21 protein-coding genes and 1 riboswitch are annotated in these 17,823 nt (G+C 50.3%); of the genes, 13 read left to right on the top strand and 8 right to left on the bottom strand.

From position 1 onward, the window contains the following. Positions 1-89: 89 nt before the first annotated feature. A riboswitch (TPP riboswitch) is annotated at positions 90-197 on the top strand. The 5 genes from K1Y77_RS12280 (at position 187) to K1Y77_RS12260 (ending at position 5,666) form a co-directional block, all read left to right on the top strand. Further along, on the top strand, positions 187-1,578 hold the full coding sequence (locus tag K1Y77_RS12280; protein WP_264017780.1) for an SLC5/6 family protein: 1,392 nt from the start codon (positions 187-189) through the stop codon (positions 1,576-1,578). Its footprint overlaps the riboswitch before it by 11 nt. Before the next feature lie 34 nt (positions 1,579-1,612). Next, positions 1,613-2,581 carry a magnesium transporter CorA family protein gene (locus tag K1Y77_RS12275; RefSeq protein WP_264019229.1) on the top strand — a complete coding sequence of 323 codons (969 nt, stop codon included), beginning with the start codon at positions 1,613-1,615 and terminating at the stop codon, positions 2,579-2,581. A gap of 114 nt (positions 2,582-2,695) precedes the next feature. Beyond that, entirely contained in the window at positions 2,696-3,274 is a 579-nt protein-coding gene (locus K1Y77_RS12270) for an NnrU family protein (protein ID WP_320055287.1), read from the top strand. Between the two features lie 164 nt (positions 3,275-3,438). After that, the gene (locus K1Y77_RS12265) at positions 3,439-4,620 is read left to right on the top strand and encodes an alcohol dehydrogenase catalytic domain-containing protein (RefSeq protein WP_030073494.1); all 1,182 of its coding nucleotides are present in this window, start codon (positions 3,439-3,441) and stop codon (positions 4,618-4,620) included. Next, positions 4,617-5,666 (top strand): proline racemase family protein, encoded by a 1,050-nt coding sequence (locus K1Y77_RS12260; protein WP_264428759.1) that lies wholly within the window; start codon positions 4,617-4,619, stop codon positions 5,664-5,666. The genes K1Y77_RS12265 and K1Y77_RS12260 overlap by 4 nt, the downstream gene beginning before the upstream one ends. A gap of 17 nt (positions 5,667-5,683) precedes the next feature. Here K1Y77_RS12260 and K1Y77_RS12255 read toward each other — a convergent pair whose 3' ends face one another. Continuing rightward, on the bottom strand, positions 5,684-5,902 hold the full coding sequence (locus K1Y77_RS12255; RefSeq protein WP_264428757.1) for a DUF1289 domain-containing protein: 219 nt from the start codon (positions 5,900-5,902) through the stop codon (positions 5,684-5,686). A 127-nt stretch (positions 5,903-6,029) separates the two neighbouring features. Then, a complete protein-coding gene (arfB, locus tag K1Y77_RS12250) occupies positions 6,030-6,446 on the bottom strand; it encodes an alternative ribosome rescue aminoacyl-tRNA hydrolase ArfB (RefSeq protein WP_264428756.1) in 417 nt (138 codons plus the stop codon). A 264-nt stretch (positions 6,447-6,710) separates the two neighbouring features. Here arfB and K1Y77_RS12245 point away from each other — a divergent pair, with 264 nt between their 5' ends. Together K1Y77_RS12245 and K1Y77_RS12240 are read left to right on the top strand one after the other, a co-directional pair. Continuing rightward, positions 6,711-7,280 (top strand): DJ-1/PfpI family protein, encoded by a 570-nt coding sequence (locus tag K1Y77_RS12245; RefSeq protein WP_030073488.1) that lies wholly within the window; start codon positions 6,711-6,713, stop codon positions 7,278-7,280. 156 nt (positions 7,281-7,436) lie between these two features. Further along, positions 7,437-7,799: a ribbon-helix-helix domain-containing protein gene (locus tag K1Y77_RS12240; protein WP_030073486.1), complete on the top strand. Its 363-nt coding sequence runs from the start codon at positions 7,437-7,439 to the stop codon at positions 7,797-7,799. A gap of 71 nt (positions 7,800-7,870) precedes the next feature. On the opposite strand, the gene K1Y77_RS12235 is transcribed toward K1Y77_RS12240, so the two are convergent. Together K1Y77_RS12235 and K1Y77_RS12230 are read right to left on the bottom strand one after the other, a co-directional pair. Further along, positions 7,871-8,638: a DUF1499 domain-containing protein gene (locus tag K1Y77_RS12235; RefSeq protein WP_264428753.1), complete on the bottom strand. Its 768-nt coding sequence runs from the start codon at positions 8,636-8,638 to the stop codon at positions 7,871-7,873. 45 nt (positions 8,639-8,683) lie between these two features. Further along, positions 8,684-8,929 carry a DUF3820 family protein gene (locus K1Y77_RS12230; protein ID WP_264428751.1) on the bottom strand — a complete coding sequence of 82 codons (246 nt, stop codon included), beginning with the start codon at positions 8,927-8,929 and terminating at the stop codon, positions 8,684-8,686. A 185-nt stretch (positions 8,930-9,114) separates the two neighbouring features. Here K1Y77_RS12230 and K1Y77_RS12225 point away from each other — a divergent pair, with 185 nt between their 5' ends. Beyond that, a complete protein-coding gene (locus tag K1Y77_RS12225) occupies positions 9,115-9,540 on the top strand; it encodes a VOC family protein (RefSeq protein WP_264017788.1) in 426 nt (141 codons plus the stop codon). Positions 9,541-9,576: 36 nt separating this feature from the next. Here the strand turns inward: K1Y77_RS12225 and K1Y77_RS12220 are convergent, their stop codons facing one another. Then, entirely contained in the window at positions 9,577-10,470 is an 894-nt protein-coding gene (locus tag K1Y77_RS12220; protein ID WP_264017789.1) for an AraC family transcriptional regulator, read from the bottom strand. 198 nt (positions 10,471-10,668) lie between these two features. Here K1Y77_RS12220 and K1Y77_RS12215 point away from each other — a divergent pair, with 198 nt between their 5' ends. Beyond that, positions 10,669-11,730: an NAD(P)-dependent alcohol dehydrogenase gene (locus K1Y77_RS12215; RefSeq protein WP_264428748.1), complete on the top strand. Its 1,062-nt coding sequence runs from the start codon at positions 10,669-10,671 to the stop codon at positions 11,728-11,730. Positions 11,731-11,871: 141 nt separating this feature from the next. On the opposite strand, the gene K1Y77_RS12210 is transcribed toward K1Y77_RS12215, so the two are convergent. Further along, the gene (locus K1Y77_RS12210; RefSeq protein WP_264428746.1) at positions 11,872-12,639 is read right to left on the bottom strand and encodes a class I SAM-dependent methyltransferase; all 768 of its coding nucleotides are present in this window, start codon (positions 12,637-12,639) and stop codon (positions 11,872-11,874) included. 212 nt (positions 12,640-12,851) lie between these two features. Here K1Y77_RS12210 and nfsA point away from each other — a divergent pair, with 212 nt between their 5' ends. Together nfsA and K1Y77_RS12200 are read left to right on the top strand one after the other, a co-directional pair. Then, entirely contained in the window at positions 12,852-13,583 is a 732-nt protein-coding gene (gene nfsA / locus K1Y77_RS12205) for an oxygen-insensitive NADPH nitroreductase (RefSeq protein ID WP_264428744.1), read from the top strand. 143 nt (positions 13,584-13,726) lie between these two features. Next, positions 13,727-14,356, top strand: a complete 630-nt coding sequence (locus tag K1Y77_RS12200) for a hypothetical protein (RefSeq protein WP_264428742.1) — start codon at positions 13,727-13,729, stop codon at positions 14,354-14,356. Positions 14,357-14,373: 17 nt separating this feature from the next. Here the strand turns inward: K1Y77_RS12200 and K1Y77_RS12195 are convergent, their stop codons facing one another. Then, positions 14,374-15,306: a glycerophosphodiester phosphodiesterase gene (locus K1Y77_RS12195; RefSeq protein WP_264428741.1), complete on the bottom strand. Its 933-nt coding sequence runs from the start codon at positions 15,304-15,306 to the stop codon at positions 14,374-14,376. Between the two features lie 354 nt (positions 15,307-15,660). On the opposite strand from K1Y77_RS12195, the gene K1Y77_RS12190 reads away from it, so the two are divergent. Together K1Y77_RS12190 and K1Y77_RS12185 are read left to right on the top strand one after the other, a co-directional pair. After that, positions 15,661-16,050 carry a VOC family protein gene (locus tag K1Y77_RS12190; protein WP_264428739.1) on the top strand — a complete coding sequence of 130 codons (390 nt, stop codon included), beginning with the start codon at positions 15,661-15,663 and terminating at the stop codon, positions 16,048-16,050. A gap of 106 nt (positions 16,051-16,156) precedes the next feature. Continuing rightward, positions 16,157-16,786, top strand: a complete 630-nt coding sequence (locus K1Y77_RS12185) for an SDR family oxidoreductase (protein ID WP_030073466.1) — start codon at positions 16,157-16,159, stop codon at positions 16,784-16,786. Between the two features lie 105 nt (positions 16,787-16,891). On the opposite strand, the gene K1Y77_RS12180 is transcribed toward K1Y77_RS12185, so the two are convergent. Continuing rightward, positions 16,892-17,761 carry a LysR family transcriptional regulator gene (locus K1Y77_RS12180; RefSeq protein ID WP_030073465.1) on the bottom strand — a complete coding sequence of 290 codons (870 nt, stop codon included), beginning with the start codon at positions 17,759-17,761 and terminating at the stop codon, positions 16,892-16,894. Between the last annotated feature and the right edge of the window lie 62 nt (positions 17,762-17,823).

Below are 17,823 nucleotides of genomic sequence, written 5' to 3'. Positions count from 1 at the left end.
TTACCCACCTAGGCGTTACTCACTGACAGATTTTACTAACGCCCAACCTTTACTAACGAACCACTTTCACCGAGGATAGCGTCTCCATTCACTGTCGCCAGGGGAGCTCCACACTGATGGGCTGAGAATGCGCACTGCGCAGACCCTGGAACCTGATCCGGTTAATACCGGCGGAGGAAGTGCGACATGCCTTACCTAACATCAGCCGTACTGGGTGCGGCACTACTTTGCTTTGCCTTTTTGGGCCTTCGGGCACGCCATGTGCAGGGGTCGCTCGATGACTACGTGACAGCACGCAATTCGCAAACGGCGTCCACGCTGGGGTTCTCATTTTTAGCCTCGGGAATGGGCGCTTGGATTTTGTTTGCACCGCCTGAAATAGGTGCGTTTGTTGGGCCATTAGCGCTCGCAGGCTATGCAATAGGCTCTGCGCTGCCGTTTATTGTCTTAGGTCTTTACGGGCCAAAAATTCGCCGTGCTTTGCCAGAGGGCAGAAGCATTGCTGAATTTGCTGATGCCTGTTATGGCAAAGGCGTGCGTCGCTGGGTATCGCTGGCCTCTGTTGCTTATATGGGCTGTTTTTTAGCGGCGGAACTAACGGCCATCGGCGCGATTACCGCGCTGCTGTCAGAGGTACCTCCGGCGCTGGTGATTATTGGTGTTGCGCTCACAACCTTGGTGTACACGGTGGTTGGTGGGCTACGGGCAAGCCTCGCCACGGATCGCTGGCAAGCGTGGCTTTTGTTGGCCCTGTTAGCAGCTGTTGGCAGCGTTGCCATATGGCGGCTGCCAACCATGCCGAATGACGCAGTGATGCCTTCTATTCCTATCACAAGTGCGCTCAGCGTTGCTCTTACACTTGTCATTGCGGTGACCGCCGCCAATCTTTTCCATCAAGGCTATTGGCAGCGTGTATGGGCTGCCCAGGATGACCAGAGCTTAGGCCGAGGTGCTTGGCTAGGCGGCGGTATGACTGTGTTGGTGGTGATGGTCATTGGCGGTGTCGGCATGATGGCCGCGATGAGTGGAGTGCCACTTGGAGAGCCGCCTATTCCCTTCTTTGCACTGTTAACCGATGCGCCGGTGTGGGTAGCACTGCCCGCCTTAGTGCTGGCTGTCACGTTGGTAACCTCAAGTGTCGATACGCTTCAAAATGGCATCGCGTCGCTGATTGTTGGACGTGGCGGTGAACGGCATACAGCCTCTTTAACGACTGCTCGTTGGATAACGGTCGCCATGATGGTGCCAGTAGTGCTGATTGCGTTGCAGGGGTTATCGGTACTGCGACTATTCTTAATCGCTGACTTACTGTGCGCTGCCATCGTGGTACCGGTGCTGCTTGGCCTGTGGCAACGTATGACGCCTCTGGCGGCGATAGGGGGTGGTATGGCAGGGTTGGTAGGAGCAATACTGCCAGGCTGGATAAGTCAGGGAAGTGTCAGCGCGGGTATTATGGCAGCAACGTTCCCCGGCAGTATTCCCACGCTTGGGCCATTTTTAGGGGCGCTTCTGGCGTCTATTGTTGTCAGTGTGACGCTGGCCTATCTGCCTAATCGTCGTCAAAGCGTTAGGCAGTAACGTTAAGCCGTGAACCAAATTAACAGGGACGATGATGATTCGCAGCCTACTAACGATGCCGGATGGCGATGTGCATGAAGGTGATGAATGCCTTATTGATGTTTGGCAGGCAACGCCTGGCAGCCACTTATGGATAGATATGAAAGGCGAGCCAGAAACGCGTGAGCGCCAGCTACTGGAACGTTTTAATTGTCATCCAATGGCCATCCAGGATGCCCACAAGGAGCGTCATCCGCCTAAAATTGAAGAGTTTGAGCATCATACATTGATTATCTACCGAGGTATTTCTTCGTTTGATGCCCAGCTCAAGTTCGTGCCTCAACAGGTGTGTTTTTTCATTGGTGAGCACTTTCTGATCACCTTGCATGCCGGTGAAGCGCTCAGCATTGAACGGCTTTTTAATGAGCATGGCAAAACGCTGCTGGCATTATCTCCCGAGCGTGTCGCGCTGAAAATCATGTATACCTCAGCAGGTTTCTATATTGATAGCTTATTGGAATTCGAAACCGAGCTAAGCGACATAGAGGACGAGCTGTTAGAGAATGGTAACGATGTGCTGATGCGAAAAATCACCACCTACCGTTCACGTTTGGTGAAGATGCGCCGTATTTTTAGCTATCATAAGGGCATTACCCAAGAGCTTACGGCCTACGATTACGCTCATCTGCCTCGTGGTGAAAGTGAAACGATGCATGCCATTACGGATGTAGAGGAGCGCTTTGAACGTCTTTATACTTTGACGCAAATGTATTATGACATTTGCGGTGACCTTATCGATGGCTATATTTCGATCTCTTCTCATCAGCTAAATATCACCATGCGTGTATTAACGGTGATTACGGCGATCTTTGTACCATTAACGTTCATTGCTGGTATTTACGGTATGAACTTTGAATACATGCCAGAGCTGCGCTATCAATATGGTTATTTTTTTGTTTGGGGGGCTATGCTGGGTATCGGTGGTAGCTTGATTTGGCTATTTAAACGCAAAAGCTGGTTTTAAATCGAGATAGTTTCGCTGTTAGCGAAAAGTTGATAGTTCGCCATGTGGTTTGGGCGTGAGTGTGGCATGCTCGCAGTCGACCAACGACCTGCAAACAACCTGAGAGCCACCTTTATGACCATCATGATTATTGGCCTGCTGATATTTCTTGGCAGCCACTCCGTGCGTATCTTTGCTGAAGACTGGCGTCAGCAGCAGATTACTAAACATGGCGAAACCTCCTGGAAGCTAGCGTATTCCGTAGTATCAGTGATTGGACTGGCAATCGCTATCTACGGATTTGGCCAAATGCGCTTAGACCCTATTTACGTTTGGTTCCCACCTATGGGCTTACGCCATGCGGTAGCGCTGCTGATGATTCCCGCCTTTATTATGCTGGTGGCAGCCTATGTGCCGCGCAATGCGATTAAAGCGAAGCTTGGCCACCCAATGATGTTGGCCGTTAAAATTTGGGCATTTTCTCATCTGTTGGCCAATGGCAGGCTTGGCGATATTATCTTTTTTGCAGCGTTTTTGGTGTGGGCTATCCTGGCGTTTAAAGCAGCCAAAAAACGTGATCGTGCCGCCTCGCCACCAGCGACCGTTATCTCTATCCCGGCAACAATAGCCACTGTGGTTGTGGGGCTGGTTGCGTATATTGTTTTTGCACTTTATCTACACATGCTGCTTATCGGTGTGCCTGTATTTAGCTGAAATTATTAATAAATATTAGCGGCGTCAACGGTGGCACTCCGTTGACGCCGTTTTGTTTTTATCTCTTTAGTAATTATCAAAGTTTGTTATTGTCGTCGTTTGTTACTGGCAACATTTGCTATTGTCAGTTCGGTTCGTCCACGCTTTTAAACAGGAGCAAATTTATGGCCGAAGCTGCACCTCAACTCCCCAAGACGATGTCTGCCATGCTATTAACTGGCCACGGTGATGTAGATAAGCTGCAGTATCGGCAGGATGTCGTTACCCCCCGACCTGGGCCGGGGCAAGTACTGGTTCAAGTAACGGCAACGGCTAAAAATAATACCGACCGAAAAGCGCGTGAAGGACTTTACCCAACGAAGGGCAAAGAGGAAGTCACATCGTTTGCGATGGGAGGCTCACCCACGCTGACCTTTCCTCGTATTCAAGGCGCCGATATTGCCGGCCGTGTGGTGGCAGTAGGCGAGGGTGTAGACGTTTCCCGTATTGGAGAGCGAGGCCTGCTCGACTTTAATATTTACGCTGATGAACGCCGCGATATTAACCTGACGCCTGATTATTACGGGCATGGCGCAGATGGCGGATACGCCGAGTATGTCGTAGTACCCGCTGATCAGTTCCACCATGTGCCTAACCCCGAATTGCAAGATGCAGAGCTTGCCTCAATGGGTATGTGTTCATATCAGACGGCCTATCACATGATGACCTCTGCCAACATAAGTGCAGGCGAACGCGTGTTAGTGACAGGTGCCAGTGGTGGGGTTGGAACGGCATTAATTCAGCTGTGCAGAATCGTGGGGGCTATTCCTTACGCGGTCAGCCAGTTGGATAAGGCCGATGCACTTTTGGCACTGGGTGCTGAGGCAGTGATCGACCGTGGTGATTTAGCCACTTTTGTTGAGCGTGTGTTGGCCGAAACCAGTGGCAAGCCGATTGATGCAGTGATGGACTTGGTCGGGGGGCAAATGACCGATCTGTTTATCGACACCATGATTGTCGACATGCAGGGGCGTAGCCGCTATCCGCGGTTATCCATTGCTGGCGCGAGTGGCGGCAATATTAGCGAGATGATGTGGACTCGGATCTATCTGTATCAGGTGCAAATTTTTGGTGTTTCTCATGGCACCCGGGAAGAGGCCGAGCAACTGATTGAATGGATTCGTAGCGGAGCACTAAAACCCGTGCTGCACGGCGCCTTTAAACTCTCAGACCTGCATAACGCTGAGCGCTACTTTGTGAACCGTGATAGTAACTATTTGGGCAAGATTGTGATTGTTCCTGATGCACAGTGGGAAACCCACGGCGCACCGTTTGCCCTCGCTACTGCTGAGGAGCAAGGTTTATGAAGAAGCTGCATACGATTCAATTGATGGATACCCATGCTGGTGGCGATGTTAGCCGCATTGTGACAGGGGGCATTGATCTACTTCCGGGTGCCACGGTACGCCAACAAATGGAGTTCCTGCGTGATGACGCTGATGGTTTAAGGCGACTGCTACTGGAAGAGCCGTACGGCATTCCAGAAATGTCGGTGGACTTGCTTGTTCCAGCCTCGCATCCAGAGGCAGTGGCGGGCTACATTATTATGGAAGTGATGGGGTATCCGATTTATTCTGGCTCTAACACACTGTGCACTGCCACGGCGGTCTTGGAGAGCGGCCTTGTTCCTAAGCAGGAAGGGATTCAACGCTTTAAACTAGAAGCACCCGCAGGCTTGGTGCAAATTGAAGCAAAGGTGCGTAATGGGGTCGTGGAATCAGTTACCTGTGAAGGTCTGCCAAGCTATATCGATACCTATCGCGACACCATTCAAGTACCCGAAATAGGCACTGTTACTTACTCGGTCGCATACAGCGGTGGGTTTTATGCGTTGGTCGATGCCGAAGAGCTGGGCTTTAAATTAGTGCGCAATGAGGAGCAGGCACTTGCCGCTTGCGCTTATAAAATAGTTGAGGCGATCCAGGCGCAGCGCGGTTTTTCGCATTACACCTTAGGTGACGTCGGGCCATTGCCGTTTTTACACTTTATGGGGCCAGAAGAGAAAATAGCAGAAGGCTATATTCGCACGCGTTCAACCACCTATGTGCATCCCGGTGTTATTTGCCGTAGCACTACCGGCACCGGTACTTCAGCGCGCTTAGCACTGATGAATTATGAAGGTCGGCTGACGGTTGGCGATAAGTTAGAGACCGTGTCACTGCGTGAAACCGGATTTATTGGCACCTTCACTGGCACCCATCAAGAAGGTGATTACCAAGTGGTGGAAAACACCACAACAGGCCGTAGTTATGTACTGGCAGAGTCAAAAATCGTGATTAACTGCGATGATCCGATGGTGTCATGTGGCGAACTGCACCATATCTTAAGCGACCGGCATACAGACGAGATCTAGCTTACTTGGCGTACTGTTTACTTGGCGTACTGTGCGTCGATATAGCCTTCTTGTATAAGCCGATCCCACACCGGGGTCTTCTCGGCCTCGGTCATACTGCCCCAACAGGCAATCTCATCTAGCGTCCGACCACAGCCTTTGCATAGCGAAGAGGAGGGCTCAATGGTACATACCTGAATGCAGGGCGACAGTGGGCGGGCAACGCGAAGGGTAGAGTGTGATGAGGCGTTGGACATGATGAAAAGACTCAATGAGTGATGAAAAAACGACTAAGCGAGCATTACATACTCAGCTCACAGTTTATGATCGGTGAATATTTTATAACCAGTTTGAACCGCTTATAGCTTATAGTCAGTGCGTATTTTACGAGATCGATACTTTACCACGCAGTAACTTTGTTTTGCCTTTACGAGTTTTGTGATCCACACGGCGGCGCTGCGAACCTTTGGTGGGCTTCGTTGGCCGACGCATTTTCTGTTGCTTTCCTGCGCTTTGAATCAATACTTTTAAGCGAGCAAGAGCATCCTCTTTGTTCAACTCCAGGGTGCGATAGCTCTGGGCTTTAATAATCACTACACCCTCTTTACTAATGCGCTGATCAGACAGCGCCATTAAACGCTCTTTATAGATCGGCGGTAGTGTAGAGCTTTGAATATCGAAACGTAAATGCACCGCAGAAGCGACTTTATTGACGTTTTGGCCTCCCGAGCCTTGAGCTCTGATCTGGCTGATATCAATCTCCCAATCCGCTATCGTCACGCTATTAGAAATAGTGAGCATTCAGTTCCTTTATGTCGAATATGGCTCATAAGGCTAGCACACTTAGCACCAAGGAGCCGATCAGAGGTGGATGGCCCATCAGTCATGGCGTGTGTCAGGAATAGCCGAGCGCTGGCCTGCTGCAAGCACTAGCGGAGCGCCATGGTTACCAATGTTAGATGTAGTAGCGGTTTACTACCCACTGAGTAAAAGCGCTTGCTACTCTCATCTAACACGCCACGCGTGTGCTCTGGGCCTCGACCAATAACGACAAGGAGAAGTGAGATGAGCAACAAGCGAATTTTAATGATTACCGGAGATTTCACTGAAGATTACGAAACGATGGTGCCTTTCCAGGCGCTGATGGCGGTTGGACATCACGTCGACGCGGTGTGTCCCGACAAAGTAGCCGGTGATACCGTGGCAACGGCAATTCATGATTTTGAAGGTGACCAAACCTACACTGAAAAGCCTGGTCACCGTTTCGCTCTGAACGCCGATTTTGCCAAGGTTAATCCCGCTGACTACGATGCTTTGGTAGTTCCTGGCGGCCGTGCGCCGGAGTATTTGCGTTTAAACCAAGAAGTACTGGCGATGGTGAGACACTTCTTTGAAACCCAGAAACCGGTCGCAGCAATCTGTCATGGCGCGCAGTTGTTGGCCGCGGCGAAGGTGCTAGAAGGCAAGCAGTGTTCGGCTTATCCGGCTTGCCAACCAGAAGTGGAGCTCGCTGGCGGACACTTCGCTAACTTGGAGGTCACCGATGCAGTGACAGATGGCAACTTGGTAACCGCACCTGCTTGGCCCGCACATCCCGCATGGCTTGCCCAGTTTATGGCGTTATTAGATAAGTAGTAGCAGGCTACCCATCTGCGCCCAGTTATATCGCGTCATACGGCTGGGCGTATTTTTTGTCAGCCGCTATGCTGAAAAGCAAGCGATTTGCTCGATAGCACAGCTTTATAGTGAGCCCGATAGAAAAGAGACCGGTAAAAAGAGAAGAGGCTAGCGATGTGCAAACTGTTTATTGATGCAGACCCTGAGCTATGGCGAAGCGCCACACACTCGCTGCGTATTGATGGCATGGTAACTAGCGTCCGCATGGAGAACTACTTCTGGCACCTTCTGGAAGAGATGGCGCAACGGGATGGAATGAATACCGCCCAACTCATCACACGGCTTTATCACGAGTCGATAGATGCAGGGCATGATCTTGGCAACTTTACCTCGTTCTTGAGGGTTTGTGCGCTGCGTTACCAAGCGCTTCAATTAAGCGGTGATATTCCAAGAAACGTAGAGGTAGCCATTGGCTCGTTAGACGCGCAGCAAATTCTGAGCAGAGAAGCCGCCACGCGTACTAACCAAATGCACTGAAAGAAATGCACTGAAATTGGTTTGCTATCGTTAACTCAGTCCACAGGTGAAAGCCGCATCAGATAGGACCGTTATTCTAACCGCTTGCCCAGATTATCCAGGAAGGTCTCTATACGTAGTGCGTTGGTGCCGACATCGCTGGCCCCCAGTCGGGACGCGGAGCGCATGTCTACCTGCACGCCATTTTGTTGTTCGGTCAGGCGAATAATGACGTCATCCTCAAAGCCAAACCAATGGGTTGTCGCAGTCGCCTCAATAGTACTCTCTGTTATCGCAGCAATCTGCCAGCCAGACGCTTCTACTTCTGCCTGAGCGGCCGCAAGCACAGTCGCTTTAGGTGCCGTTACGTTTATAGGCTGCACATTAGGATAAGCATTTTGCTGTTGGTGTGCGGTGGCTTCCCCAGGGTAATCAACCGCATTGGGCGCCGCCTCACGAGCAGCTCTTAATGCGACAAAGGCGGGTGGGTTTTGGGTGTCGGTGGTAATGTCATGAATGACGGGTGCCTGCTGTGCACGCTGCCACTGCTGCCACGGCATATACAACAGGGCAGCGGTTGCAACAATAACGAAGATAGCCACGACGCTGGCGCCAATACGGCGAGTAAAGATGCTTATCAGGAGTAGCAGAACGCTTAACCCTACAGCGGCGGTGGCGGCATAGACACCATTGCGCATAAAATTAAAGGCGTTGCCCAGGCCAATCAACTCCCAGCGATAGGCTGGCCCTGCGCCTGCTAATAAGGAAGCTGCGACGATCAGCGCTAACATGCTCAGCCAGGCAAGTAGCACGGTGGCTTTGCTGGCTCTTCGTTGTTGGTGGTTCGCGCCTTTTGCCATGTCGGCCTCCTGATAATGACGCAGTTAATAATGGCAGCCTATACGTTAGTTTGAATGTTGATTACCCGCTTCTTTGGGCGTTTCTTTACGTAGGGGACTCAGTAAATCACTCAAACCATTGTGGTCAATTTCATGCATCAAGTGTAGAAGTTGGCCAATTTCTCCGTTTGGAAACCCTTCTCGTGCGAACCAGTTCAAATAAGGACCAGGCAAGTCGGCAATCAACCAGCCTTCGTATTTACCAAATGGCATGGTGCGCGTTACTAGCTTCTCGAGATCTTCAGGGTTCATAGGGTCAGCTCTGTTCAATTTAGTGTATTAAGGCGTTTTTCAGTTGAGTTCAGTTAATGATTGATTTTATTTTTTTACGGCGCGTTTTAGGATGTTTGCACAGTGACAGCGCAACGCGCTAGTCATCGAAAGTAACGCCATTCCCCTGCTATTAACCAACCACTGCAAATCAATGGGAGACATTCATGAGCCTTTCCCCTTTCCACTTAGCCATTCCTGTTTACGATGTCGCTTTGGCGCGAGTGTTTTATAACGATGTGTTTGGTCTAGAGGAGGGGCGCTCTAGCGATCACTGGGTCGATTTTAACTTCTTTGGCCACCAGTTAGTTATTCATGAACATCCTAAAACCCCAGGCCAAGAGAGCGCCCACACTAACCCTGTCGATGGCCATAATGTGCCAGTGCCGCACTTTGGTGTCATTTTAGAGTGGGGTGAATGGGAAGCTTTAGCCGAGCGCTTAAAAGCGCGGAAGACAGATTTCGTAATTGAGCCTTACATACGTTTTAAAGGCGAAGTCGGTGAACAGGCGACTATGTTCTTACTCGACCCCTGCGGTAATGCCTTGGAATTCAAAGCGTTTAAAGATCAGAGCCAGATTTTTGCTAAATAAACACGATCAACAAGTGTTTTCCAATATGTTGGGCGTCTAGGCGCGTAACGCCTGCTCCTGGCGTTTATGCTGTAGCGGCGATGCGCCAAAGTAGCGCTTATAATCCCTGCTGAATTGGGGAACGCTGCGATAACCGACTGCCTGCGCAGCTTGGTTCACATTGTGGCTATCTTGCAATAAAAGCTGCTGCGCTTTAAGTAGGCGCAGTCGCTTTAAGTACTGCGCGGGAGACGAGCGCGTAATTTGCTTAAAGTGCTGATGAAACGTCGATATGCTCATATTGGCCTGCTGGGCTAACTGATCAACGGTAAAGTCCTCGGCAAAGTGTCTGTGCAGCTGCGATAGCACCTGAACAATGCGCGAATAGTGCCCGTGCCCTTTAACCAATGCCCGCAGTGCTGGGCCTTGTTCCCCTTTTAGTGCCTCAAACACCACATCTCGAATACGCGCTTCCCCCATCGTTGAACACTCAATATCATCATGTAGCGTGCTTGCTAGCCGTAGCATAGCGGCCTGCATGCCCTCATTCATAGCAACTGATGCCATCGGTTTAGGTGAAGTGAACGGTAGGCTCATGTTGCCCATGGCGGTAACCATTTCGCTCAGTAATGCTGGGTCCAATGTCACTGATATACCTAGCAGGGGGGCTTCTGGTGAGCCGTGAGTTTCACACTCAAAGGGTAGTGGCAGGGTTTGCACAAGATAGTGGCCAGGGTTGTAGTGAATCTCTCGATCACCTAAGTAGCCGACTTTTCGGCCTTGGGCGATGATGATTAGGCTAGGTTCGTACATCAAAGGAGTACGTTCCTGACGTCGTGCCAAGCAAAGCACCCCCACTCTGGACAATCGAGAAACGCTTATTCCATCACGTTTTACTAGCGGTGCGATCAAGTCAGCGAGCGCATTGCCTGCGAGAGCAGTACTGGCCACTATGAAGCCTCCTAACTGGGTTGGAAATCAGGATTACACGACGATTATGATATTTTTTTGGGATTTTTTGTTATTTTATTGCAGTTAAATAGAGAAATAAGCAAAAAAAACATAGCTTCGCTCATCGCTATCTAACGTTTAGCAGCGAATAATAAAGGCACTTTCCCACTTACGCGGAAAACCTATTAAGGAGTCTCCATGAGCCAAGCAAAATCTTACGCTGCCTTCTCCGCTGATAAACCACTCGCACCGTATGCCTTTGATCGTCGTGAACCACGTTCAGACGATGTTGCCATCGATATTCTTTACTGTGGCGTTTGCCATAGTGATTTGCACTTTGCACGCAATGATTGGGGCATGAGCCAATACCCTGTGGTGCCAGGGCATGAGATTGTTGGCCGTGTGACCGCCGTAGGGGAGGATGTGACACGCTTTAAAACGGGCGACTTAGTGGGCGTTGGTTGCATGGTAGACTCGTGCCGCACTTGCTCTGCCTGTAAAGACGGCGTGGAGCAGTACTGCCTAGAAGGCTTCACCATGACCTACGGTAGCCCAGACCGCCAAGACGGTACGTTAACCCAGGGCGGCTACTCCGACTCTATCGTGGTGAGTGAGCACTTTGTGTTGCAAATGCCCGATGGCATTGACCTAGCATCCGCTGCGCCCATTCTTTGTGCCGGTATTACCACCTATTCGCCGCTTAAACACTTTGGCGTTGGCAAGGGGCACAAAATCGGTGTAATTGGTATGGGTGGCCTGGGTCATATGGGCGTTAAGCTAGCTAAAGCGCTGGGTGCGGAAGTGACCGTGTTTACTCGTTCTGACGCTAAAGTGGAAGAAGCCAAGCGTAACGGAGCCGATCATGTTGTGGTATCGAGTGATCAAGCGCAGATGGACGCCGTCGCTGAAACATTCGACTTCATGTTGGATACCGTTCCGGTTCAGCATGATCTTAACCCTTACTTAGCATCGCTGAAGTACAACGGTACACATATTATTGTTGGCCTGCTGGAGCCAATTGAGCCTGCTATCGAAGCGTTTAACTTAGTGTTCAAGCGCCGGGTCGTTGCCGGTTCGCTGATTGGTGGTATCGCTGAGACTGAAGAGCTGCTCGCGCTATGTGCTGAGCACAATATCACCTGCGATATCGAGATGTTGGATATCAATAATATCAATGAAGGCTTTGAGCGTATGGAGAAAGGCGACGTGCGCTATCGTTTTGTTATTGATATGGCGACGTTGAAAAACACCACGGCGTAGTGTGGTTATCAACATCCATATCAACACTCGTATTAATATCTATACCGCCTAGCAGCTTGCACCGACATTAATGCTCTAATAACGAAAAACCCACCGTTCGTAACAGTGGGTTTTTCCTGTTTAGGGCGGATGAAGGTTCTACTACACGTGGGCCGAGACACGCAGCCTGACATAGTCAGCGGTCCAGTTACCTTGACCATCGCTTAAGCTGTGAGCGAGCAGCTGTATCGTGTTATCGATAATGGCGTTGCGCAGATCTTCATCTAGCCCGTGCAAAAAGGGGCTTGCAAAGGTTTCGAGCCAGCCCGCTACGCCGGTAGGTAGCGGGGTAGGGCGGGGTATCAGCTCGATTGTATCAACTTGAAAACCAACAGTTTGAAGCAGGTGTGCATACTCTTCAGTGGTTGGAAAATACCACGGGTGGCGTCCATGCGAGCTAATGCCGCGAAATTGAAGCGAGGCAATCAGCGCTGTGCAAATAGCTGCAACATTTCCGTGCCCGCCAAACTCTGCCACAAAACGTCCGCCAGGCTTTAGCGCGCGCTTGATGCCTGCTAACACCGTCTGAGGATCTAGCATCCAATGCAGCGCCGCATTGCTAAATACTGCATCGAACTCATGGTCAAAAGGCAGCTGATGCCCATCGACAACCCGAGCGTTGACGCCGCGCTGCTGGGCAGCGGCCACCATGTTTTCTGAGGCATCGACGCCGAGCACATCAGCACCTGTTTGCATAATGCGTTCGGTGAGCGCGCCATCCCCACAGCCAAGGTCCAATATGCGCTGTCCAGGCTGGGGTGCTAGCAGCTTCATGACATCGTCACCTAACGTTGGGACAAAACCCGCATGTTGCGCATAGTGGCTGGCATTCCATTCCTGCCCTGACGGCATGTGAGGGGCATTAGACATATCGGCTTCCTAGCGTCGGTATTTGTTGGGGGTGACCCAATGACTTGATTTAGTATAGCTTGCTATCAATAGCATGCGCTAAACCTGAATTTAGCAGCACAAGCATTTCAAGAGCACAAGCAGCGAACCGCTAACGTGCATCGCTAATGAAATAGGCGAGGGCATTTTTAGCACTTACATTCATTATATCAAGCATAAAGAGGCGAGACGAAATGAACGATGTTATTAAACTGCTTCAATCTCACCGTTCGATACGCAAGTTTACTGATCAGGAAGTACCCCACGGATTATTGTTAGAACTCATTAAGGCAGGTCAGGCTGCGGCGACATCGAGTCATGTACAGGCCTACACAGTGATTAACGTAAAGAATGCGGCTAATCGTGAAAAAATTGCTGAGCTTGCTGGTGGGCAAGGTTACGTGGCAAGGAGTGCGGTGTTTTTAGTGTTCTGTGCTGATATGAAGCGCCCAACAGAGGCCTCTAAACGTACCGGCGCCAACGTAGAACGAGGCATGACCGAACAGCTGTTGGTCGCCACCGTTGATACGGCTTTGATGGCTCAAAACGTGGCGATAGCGGCGGAATCAGAAGGGCTGGGTATTTGTTATATCGGTGGTATCCGCAACAACCCTCAAGCGATTAGTGAGCTATTGCAGCTGCCTGACCATGTCTATCCGGTGTTTGGTATGTGCCTTGGCTATCCAGCCCATGAGCCTGAGGTCAAACCGCGTTTGCCGGTAGAGGCCATCCTCAAAGAAGATACTTATTGTGAAGATACCGATCACGTCGACGCTTTTGACAGCACCATGAAGGCATACTACCAATCACGCAGTACTGGCAATAAAGTGTCAGATTGGTCACATAACCTAACGCCGCTTTTCGATTCAAAATTGCGCCCCCACATGCGTGATTTTCTAGTTAAGCGCGGCTTTGAAATGAAGTAACCAGCGGGTCAAGCGCGAGGAGGCTACCATCTCCTGCTGCAAGGCGTTTAAAAGGCAAGCCTTCTTGCGCTGCACGTTTGCAGCCTTCATCTATACTGGTGGGATATCAAGATGAGTGCCGATAACAATAAAAGGAGCTATGGATGAACCTTCAGCGCGCTTATTACCTGCTAGCGGCTTTTTACAGCTTACTTCCACTTATCGGGCTAATCGCCATTTTTTCAGGAGGGGGCACACCGTTTGCTGCAGCCCACCTTATAGTGGGGGCACTGGCTGTAATAGGGCTGTGGGGTTACATATTAAAACGTGGGTTTATGAACCCTCGCATGTGGCAACCATTAGCGTTAGTACTGGCTGCTATGGTCGTAGGGCAGCTGTTGGTAATTTTTACCATGCCGGTGTCTAATGTCGCTTTAACCTGGATGTTAACAAGCAGTATCTTCTCAGTCATGCTGGTCATTGTGCTATTCCATTACGGCAAGCGTGATCAGCCCCTATGGGCAACACCTCAAGAAGCGGATGCAGCGCAGCAGCTTACAGTCTTGCTCGATAGCGCTTCGCCTCTGTCTGCTGTTCATTGCGAAGGAGAGCAAGAAAATAGTGTTAATGTCACTAAAATAGGCGATCACTATCATGCCAAGGTGATACGCCGAGGCAGAAATGGTCAAGAGACATTTGAACGCCGCTTTCAGCATCCTGAAACGCTGGTGTTTTTTTTAGAAAAATTCGCCAGCGTTTCAGTTCAGGATTTTAGACAACCGGCTACGTCGTAAATGAGCCCATACGTGGGTTATAAAATATCAAGAAGACGGTCAGCGTAATCGGTAAACAAACCGTTGACGCCCCAGTCTTGCAAACGCTTCATCTCATCAGTTTCATTGATGGTGTAAACGTGCACGGGAAGGCCGTTTTCTTGAGCTTGGCGAATAAAGCTCGCATTAATAACGTCTTCGCCGTTATACGTCACGTTAGTGCCAATACCCACCGCGTACTCTGCAATAGCTTGAAAGTCTTCATCAGTAATCTCTGCTGGCCCTGGGGTAACGCCTGTCCACTCCACTAAACGATCATTATCTTCTTCGCTAGGCGAGTACCACACTAACTGAATGAGCGGGACACGTTTATTTAGCTCACGTACTTTTAGCAGACTATCTTGTTCAAACGATTGCACTAGCACACGGCCATTTTCAATCATTTCGTGCTTTTCAAGCGTCTCAACCAGGGCTTCTTCTAATCCTGGGTTTAACTGGGGAGATTTAGTCTCAATGTAGTAACGCGCATCGTGACCAAAGCGCTCAAATAGCGCTTCGAGGGTAAGTATTTGTGCACCTTCAAAGGCCGCATCAGCTTTTTCAGCATTGGCTTCGTTGAACCACGTACCGGTGTCCAGTGCCATGAGTTCTTCTAGCGTGTAATCATTAATTTTGCCTTCGCCGTCACTTGTGCGATCGATAGCATCATCGTGAAAGATCACTAACTCGCCATCGGAGGTGAGCTGAACATCCAGCTCTAAGTAATCCACACCCCACTCATGGGCTAGCTCATAGGCTGCCATGGTGCTTTCCGGCGCATGGCCGCTGGCACCGCGATGGGCAATCACCTGAAACGATTCCAGATCCTTTAGCTGTTGCTCTAGCGGTGTTGTCTCTGCGGTAGCAGTGGACGCAGCAGCACCAGCAAAAAGACCCAATGACACGGCAGCAATCAGTGGATGACGTTGCATAGAAATTCCTTAATTGAATGATTGTTCAATTATCCTACAGCTCTCGCCACGCAAATATCAAATGGGTAGCCCTTATTACAAAACAGCACGCTTTGATAAGTGGCTATGTCATTTAACGCTTATCGCCGTGCAACATCCGCTATTCTTAAATAAACGCTTTCGTCACCTACTCGGCAATAGCCCTGACTCTAGGCGAGCTAGAAGCGTGGCTTTGCGATGTGAGAGTAGGGACCGGAGGGCTATTTATTTTCTCACTGGTCACCCCGTGATCGGAGCTTATCTGACTTAAGTAAATAAAGGACGTAGATAAAATAAGCAGATAAACAGGGAGATTGACGATAAGAGGTAGCCACAATGATTGCTTACACAATGGTGGGAACGCATAACCTCGAGCGTGCACTTCATTTTTATGCGCCGTTGTTCAGCACGATGGAGCTAGATGTGTGCTGGCAAGACGATGCCTGTGTGTCGTTTGGAGACCCGGATGATGTCGATGTGCCGAGGTTCTTTGTGGGTTTACCCTTTAATGGTTATCCAGCTAGCGCTGGCAATGGCAGCATGACAGCGTTTCAATTTGCTGACCCTAAAGAGGTCGATACGCTCTATCAGTTAGCCATTCACAATGGCGGCAGCGACGAAGGTGCACCTGGTTATCGACCGCAATATGGCGCAGGATTTTATTCAGCTTACGTGCGAGACCCAGACGGCAACAAGCTAGCGTTTGTCGTCTATCCTCATCGGTAGGCGCTAAAGTCAATGCAACATCAACAAACAACGCCTTAGTAAAGGTTGAATTCAACAAAAATGCCTGCAACTAAAGGATAGAGGACACTCAAAAGGAGAAATAGGCATGACGACGCTAGTCATTGGTGCAAACGGCCAGATAGGTAAACAGTTTTGCGAGCTGGCGCAGCAGGCAGGCACGCCTGTCAAAGCGATGATCCGAAGCGAAGAGCAAGCATCATGGTTTAACGAGCGTGGCATTGACAGTGTTGTCGCCGATTTGGAAGGTGAATTTGAACATGCCTTTGAAGGTTGCGACCAAGTTGTCTTTACTGCGGGGTCTGGACCTCACACCGGGCCAGATAAAACGTTGATGATTGATCTTTTTGGTGCCATTCGCGCTGCGGATGTGGCCAGTCAAAAAGGTCTCTCTCGCTATATTATGGTTAGTGCCATGAGAGCAGAAAACCCGTTGGAAGCACCGGAAAAGCTGCGTCCTTATATGGCTGCTAAATTCGCTGCCGATGCGCATTTACGCAACAGCGATCTCCCTCATGTGATCCTTAAACCAGGACGCTTGACCGACGAAACAGCCAGCCGCCAGTTTGCTAGCTCAGTGGATGAAGCGGGCGATAACCAAATCTCACGGGCTAACGTCGCGCATGCGCTGCTGCATGTGGTGCAAACGGCGAGCATTATTAATCAGGAATACACATTGCTGGATGGCAAACGCTCAATTGAGGAAATCGTTCAGTAACCTCGTCTTGAAAAGGCCCCGATGACTCCCGCCGATATTGGCTATGGTTGCACGGGGCGCGTACTTGATTGCTCAAAAGACATGAGATGAAGAGTGAGGGCGAGTCTATAGCCCAGCTTCCTGATGTAGCGTATCAACAAAGCGCGCTAATGCGGGTGACCAAGAGGCGGGTTCTGGTGTCACAAAATAGGTATCGATATTGGCAATGGCGGAGGGCAGTTCCATCGTGTGAATGCCGAAGCGGTGCCGGTGGGCTTCAATAGTAATACGTGGCAACACGGTGTAACCCATCCCAGCCGCGACGCAGCCAAGCATGGCATCTAGCGTGCCAAATTCAAAAACACGCACCGCATTAATTCCCTGAGATGCCAGCAGCAATTCAATACGTTGGCGATAGCTACATCCCTGGCGAAATGCTAAAAACGTAGCTGTCAGCAGCTCTTCAGCGCTGGGTACACTGGTCATAGGGGTTGAGCTTACCAGTACAAGTTGTTCGCTAAACACCTTGAGCGAATGGTAGCGATGATGGTCGACAGCGCCTGCCACAAAAATGCCATCCGCCTGACCGACCATAAGTTTCTCGATCAAGCTGGCGGTGGGGCCTGTCGCCAGCGTTATATCCACTTCTGGAAAGTTGGCATGATAGGCCGCCAGTATTGGGGGAAGACGCAGCGCCATGGTAGTTTCCATCGATCCTAAGCGCAGCTGGCCAGCAGCGTTCTCTGCATTTTGAAATAGCGCTAACGCTTCGTCATGTACCGCTAACAACCGTTCGGCGTAACCCAGTAATGCCCGCCCGGCAGAGGTAAGGCGCACGCCACCAGCGCGATGAACCAGCTGCGCGCCTAACTCTTCCTCCAGCTTTTTGATATGCGTGGTCACGTTAGATTGCACCGTGTGTAATTGCTTCGCAGCGGCCATAAAACTGCCTGTCTCTGCCACCGCCTTAAACAGCCGCAACGATTTCAATTGCATTCCCATCTCCCCCAAGCTTCTGCTATCTCTAAATAAGATAGCTATTATCATTATAAATCGTT

The organism is Halomonas qaidamensis (assembly GCF_025917315.1).
Classification (GTDB): domain Bacteria; phylum Pseudomonadota; class Gammaproteobacteria; order Pseudomonadales; family Halomonadaceae; genus Vreelandella; species Vreelandella qaidamensis.
Note: the sequence above shows the minus strand (reverse complement) of the source record. Positions and strands in the feature narration are given on the sequence as shown.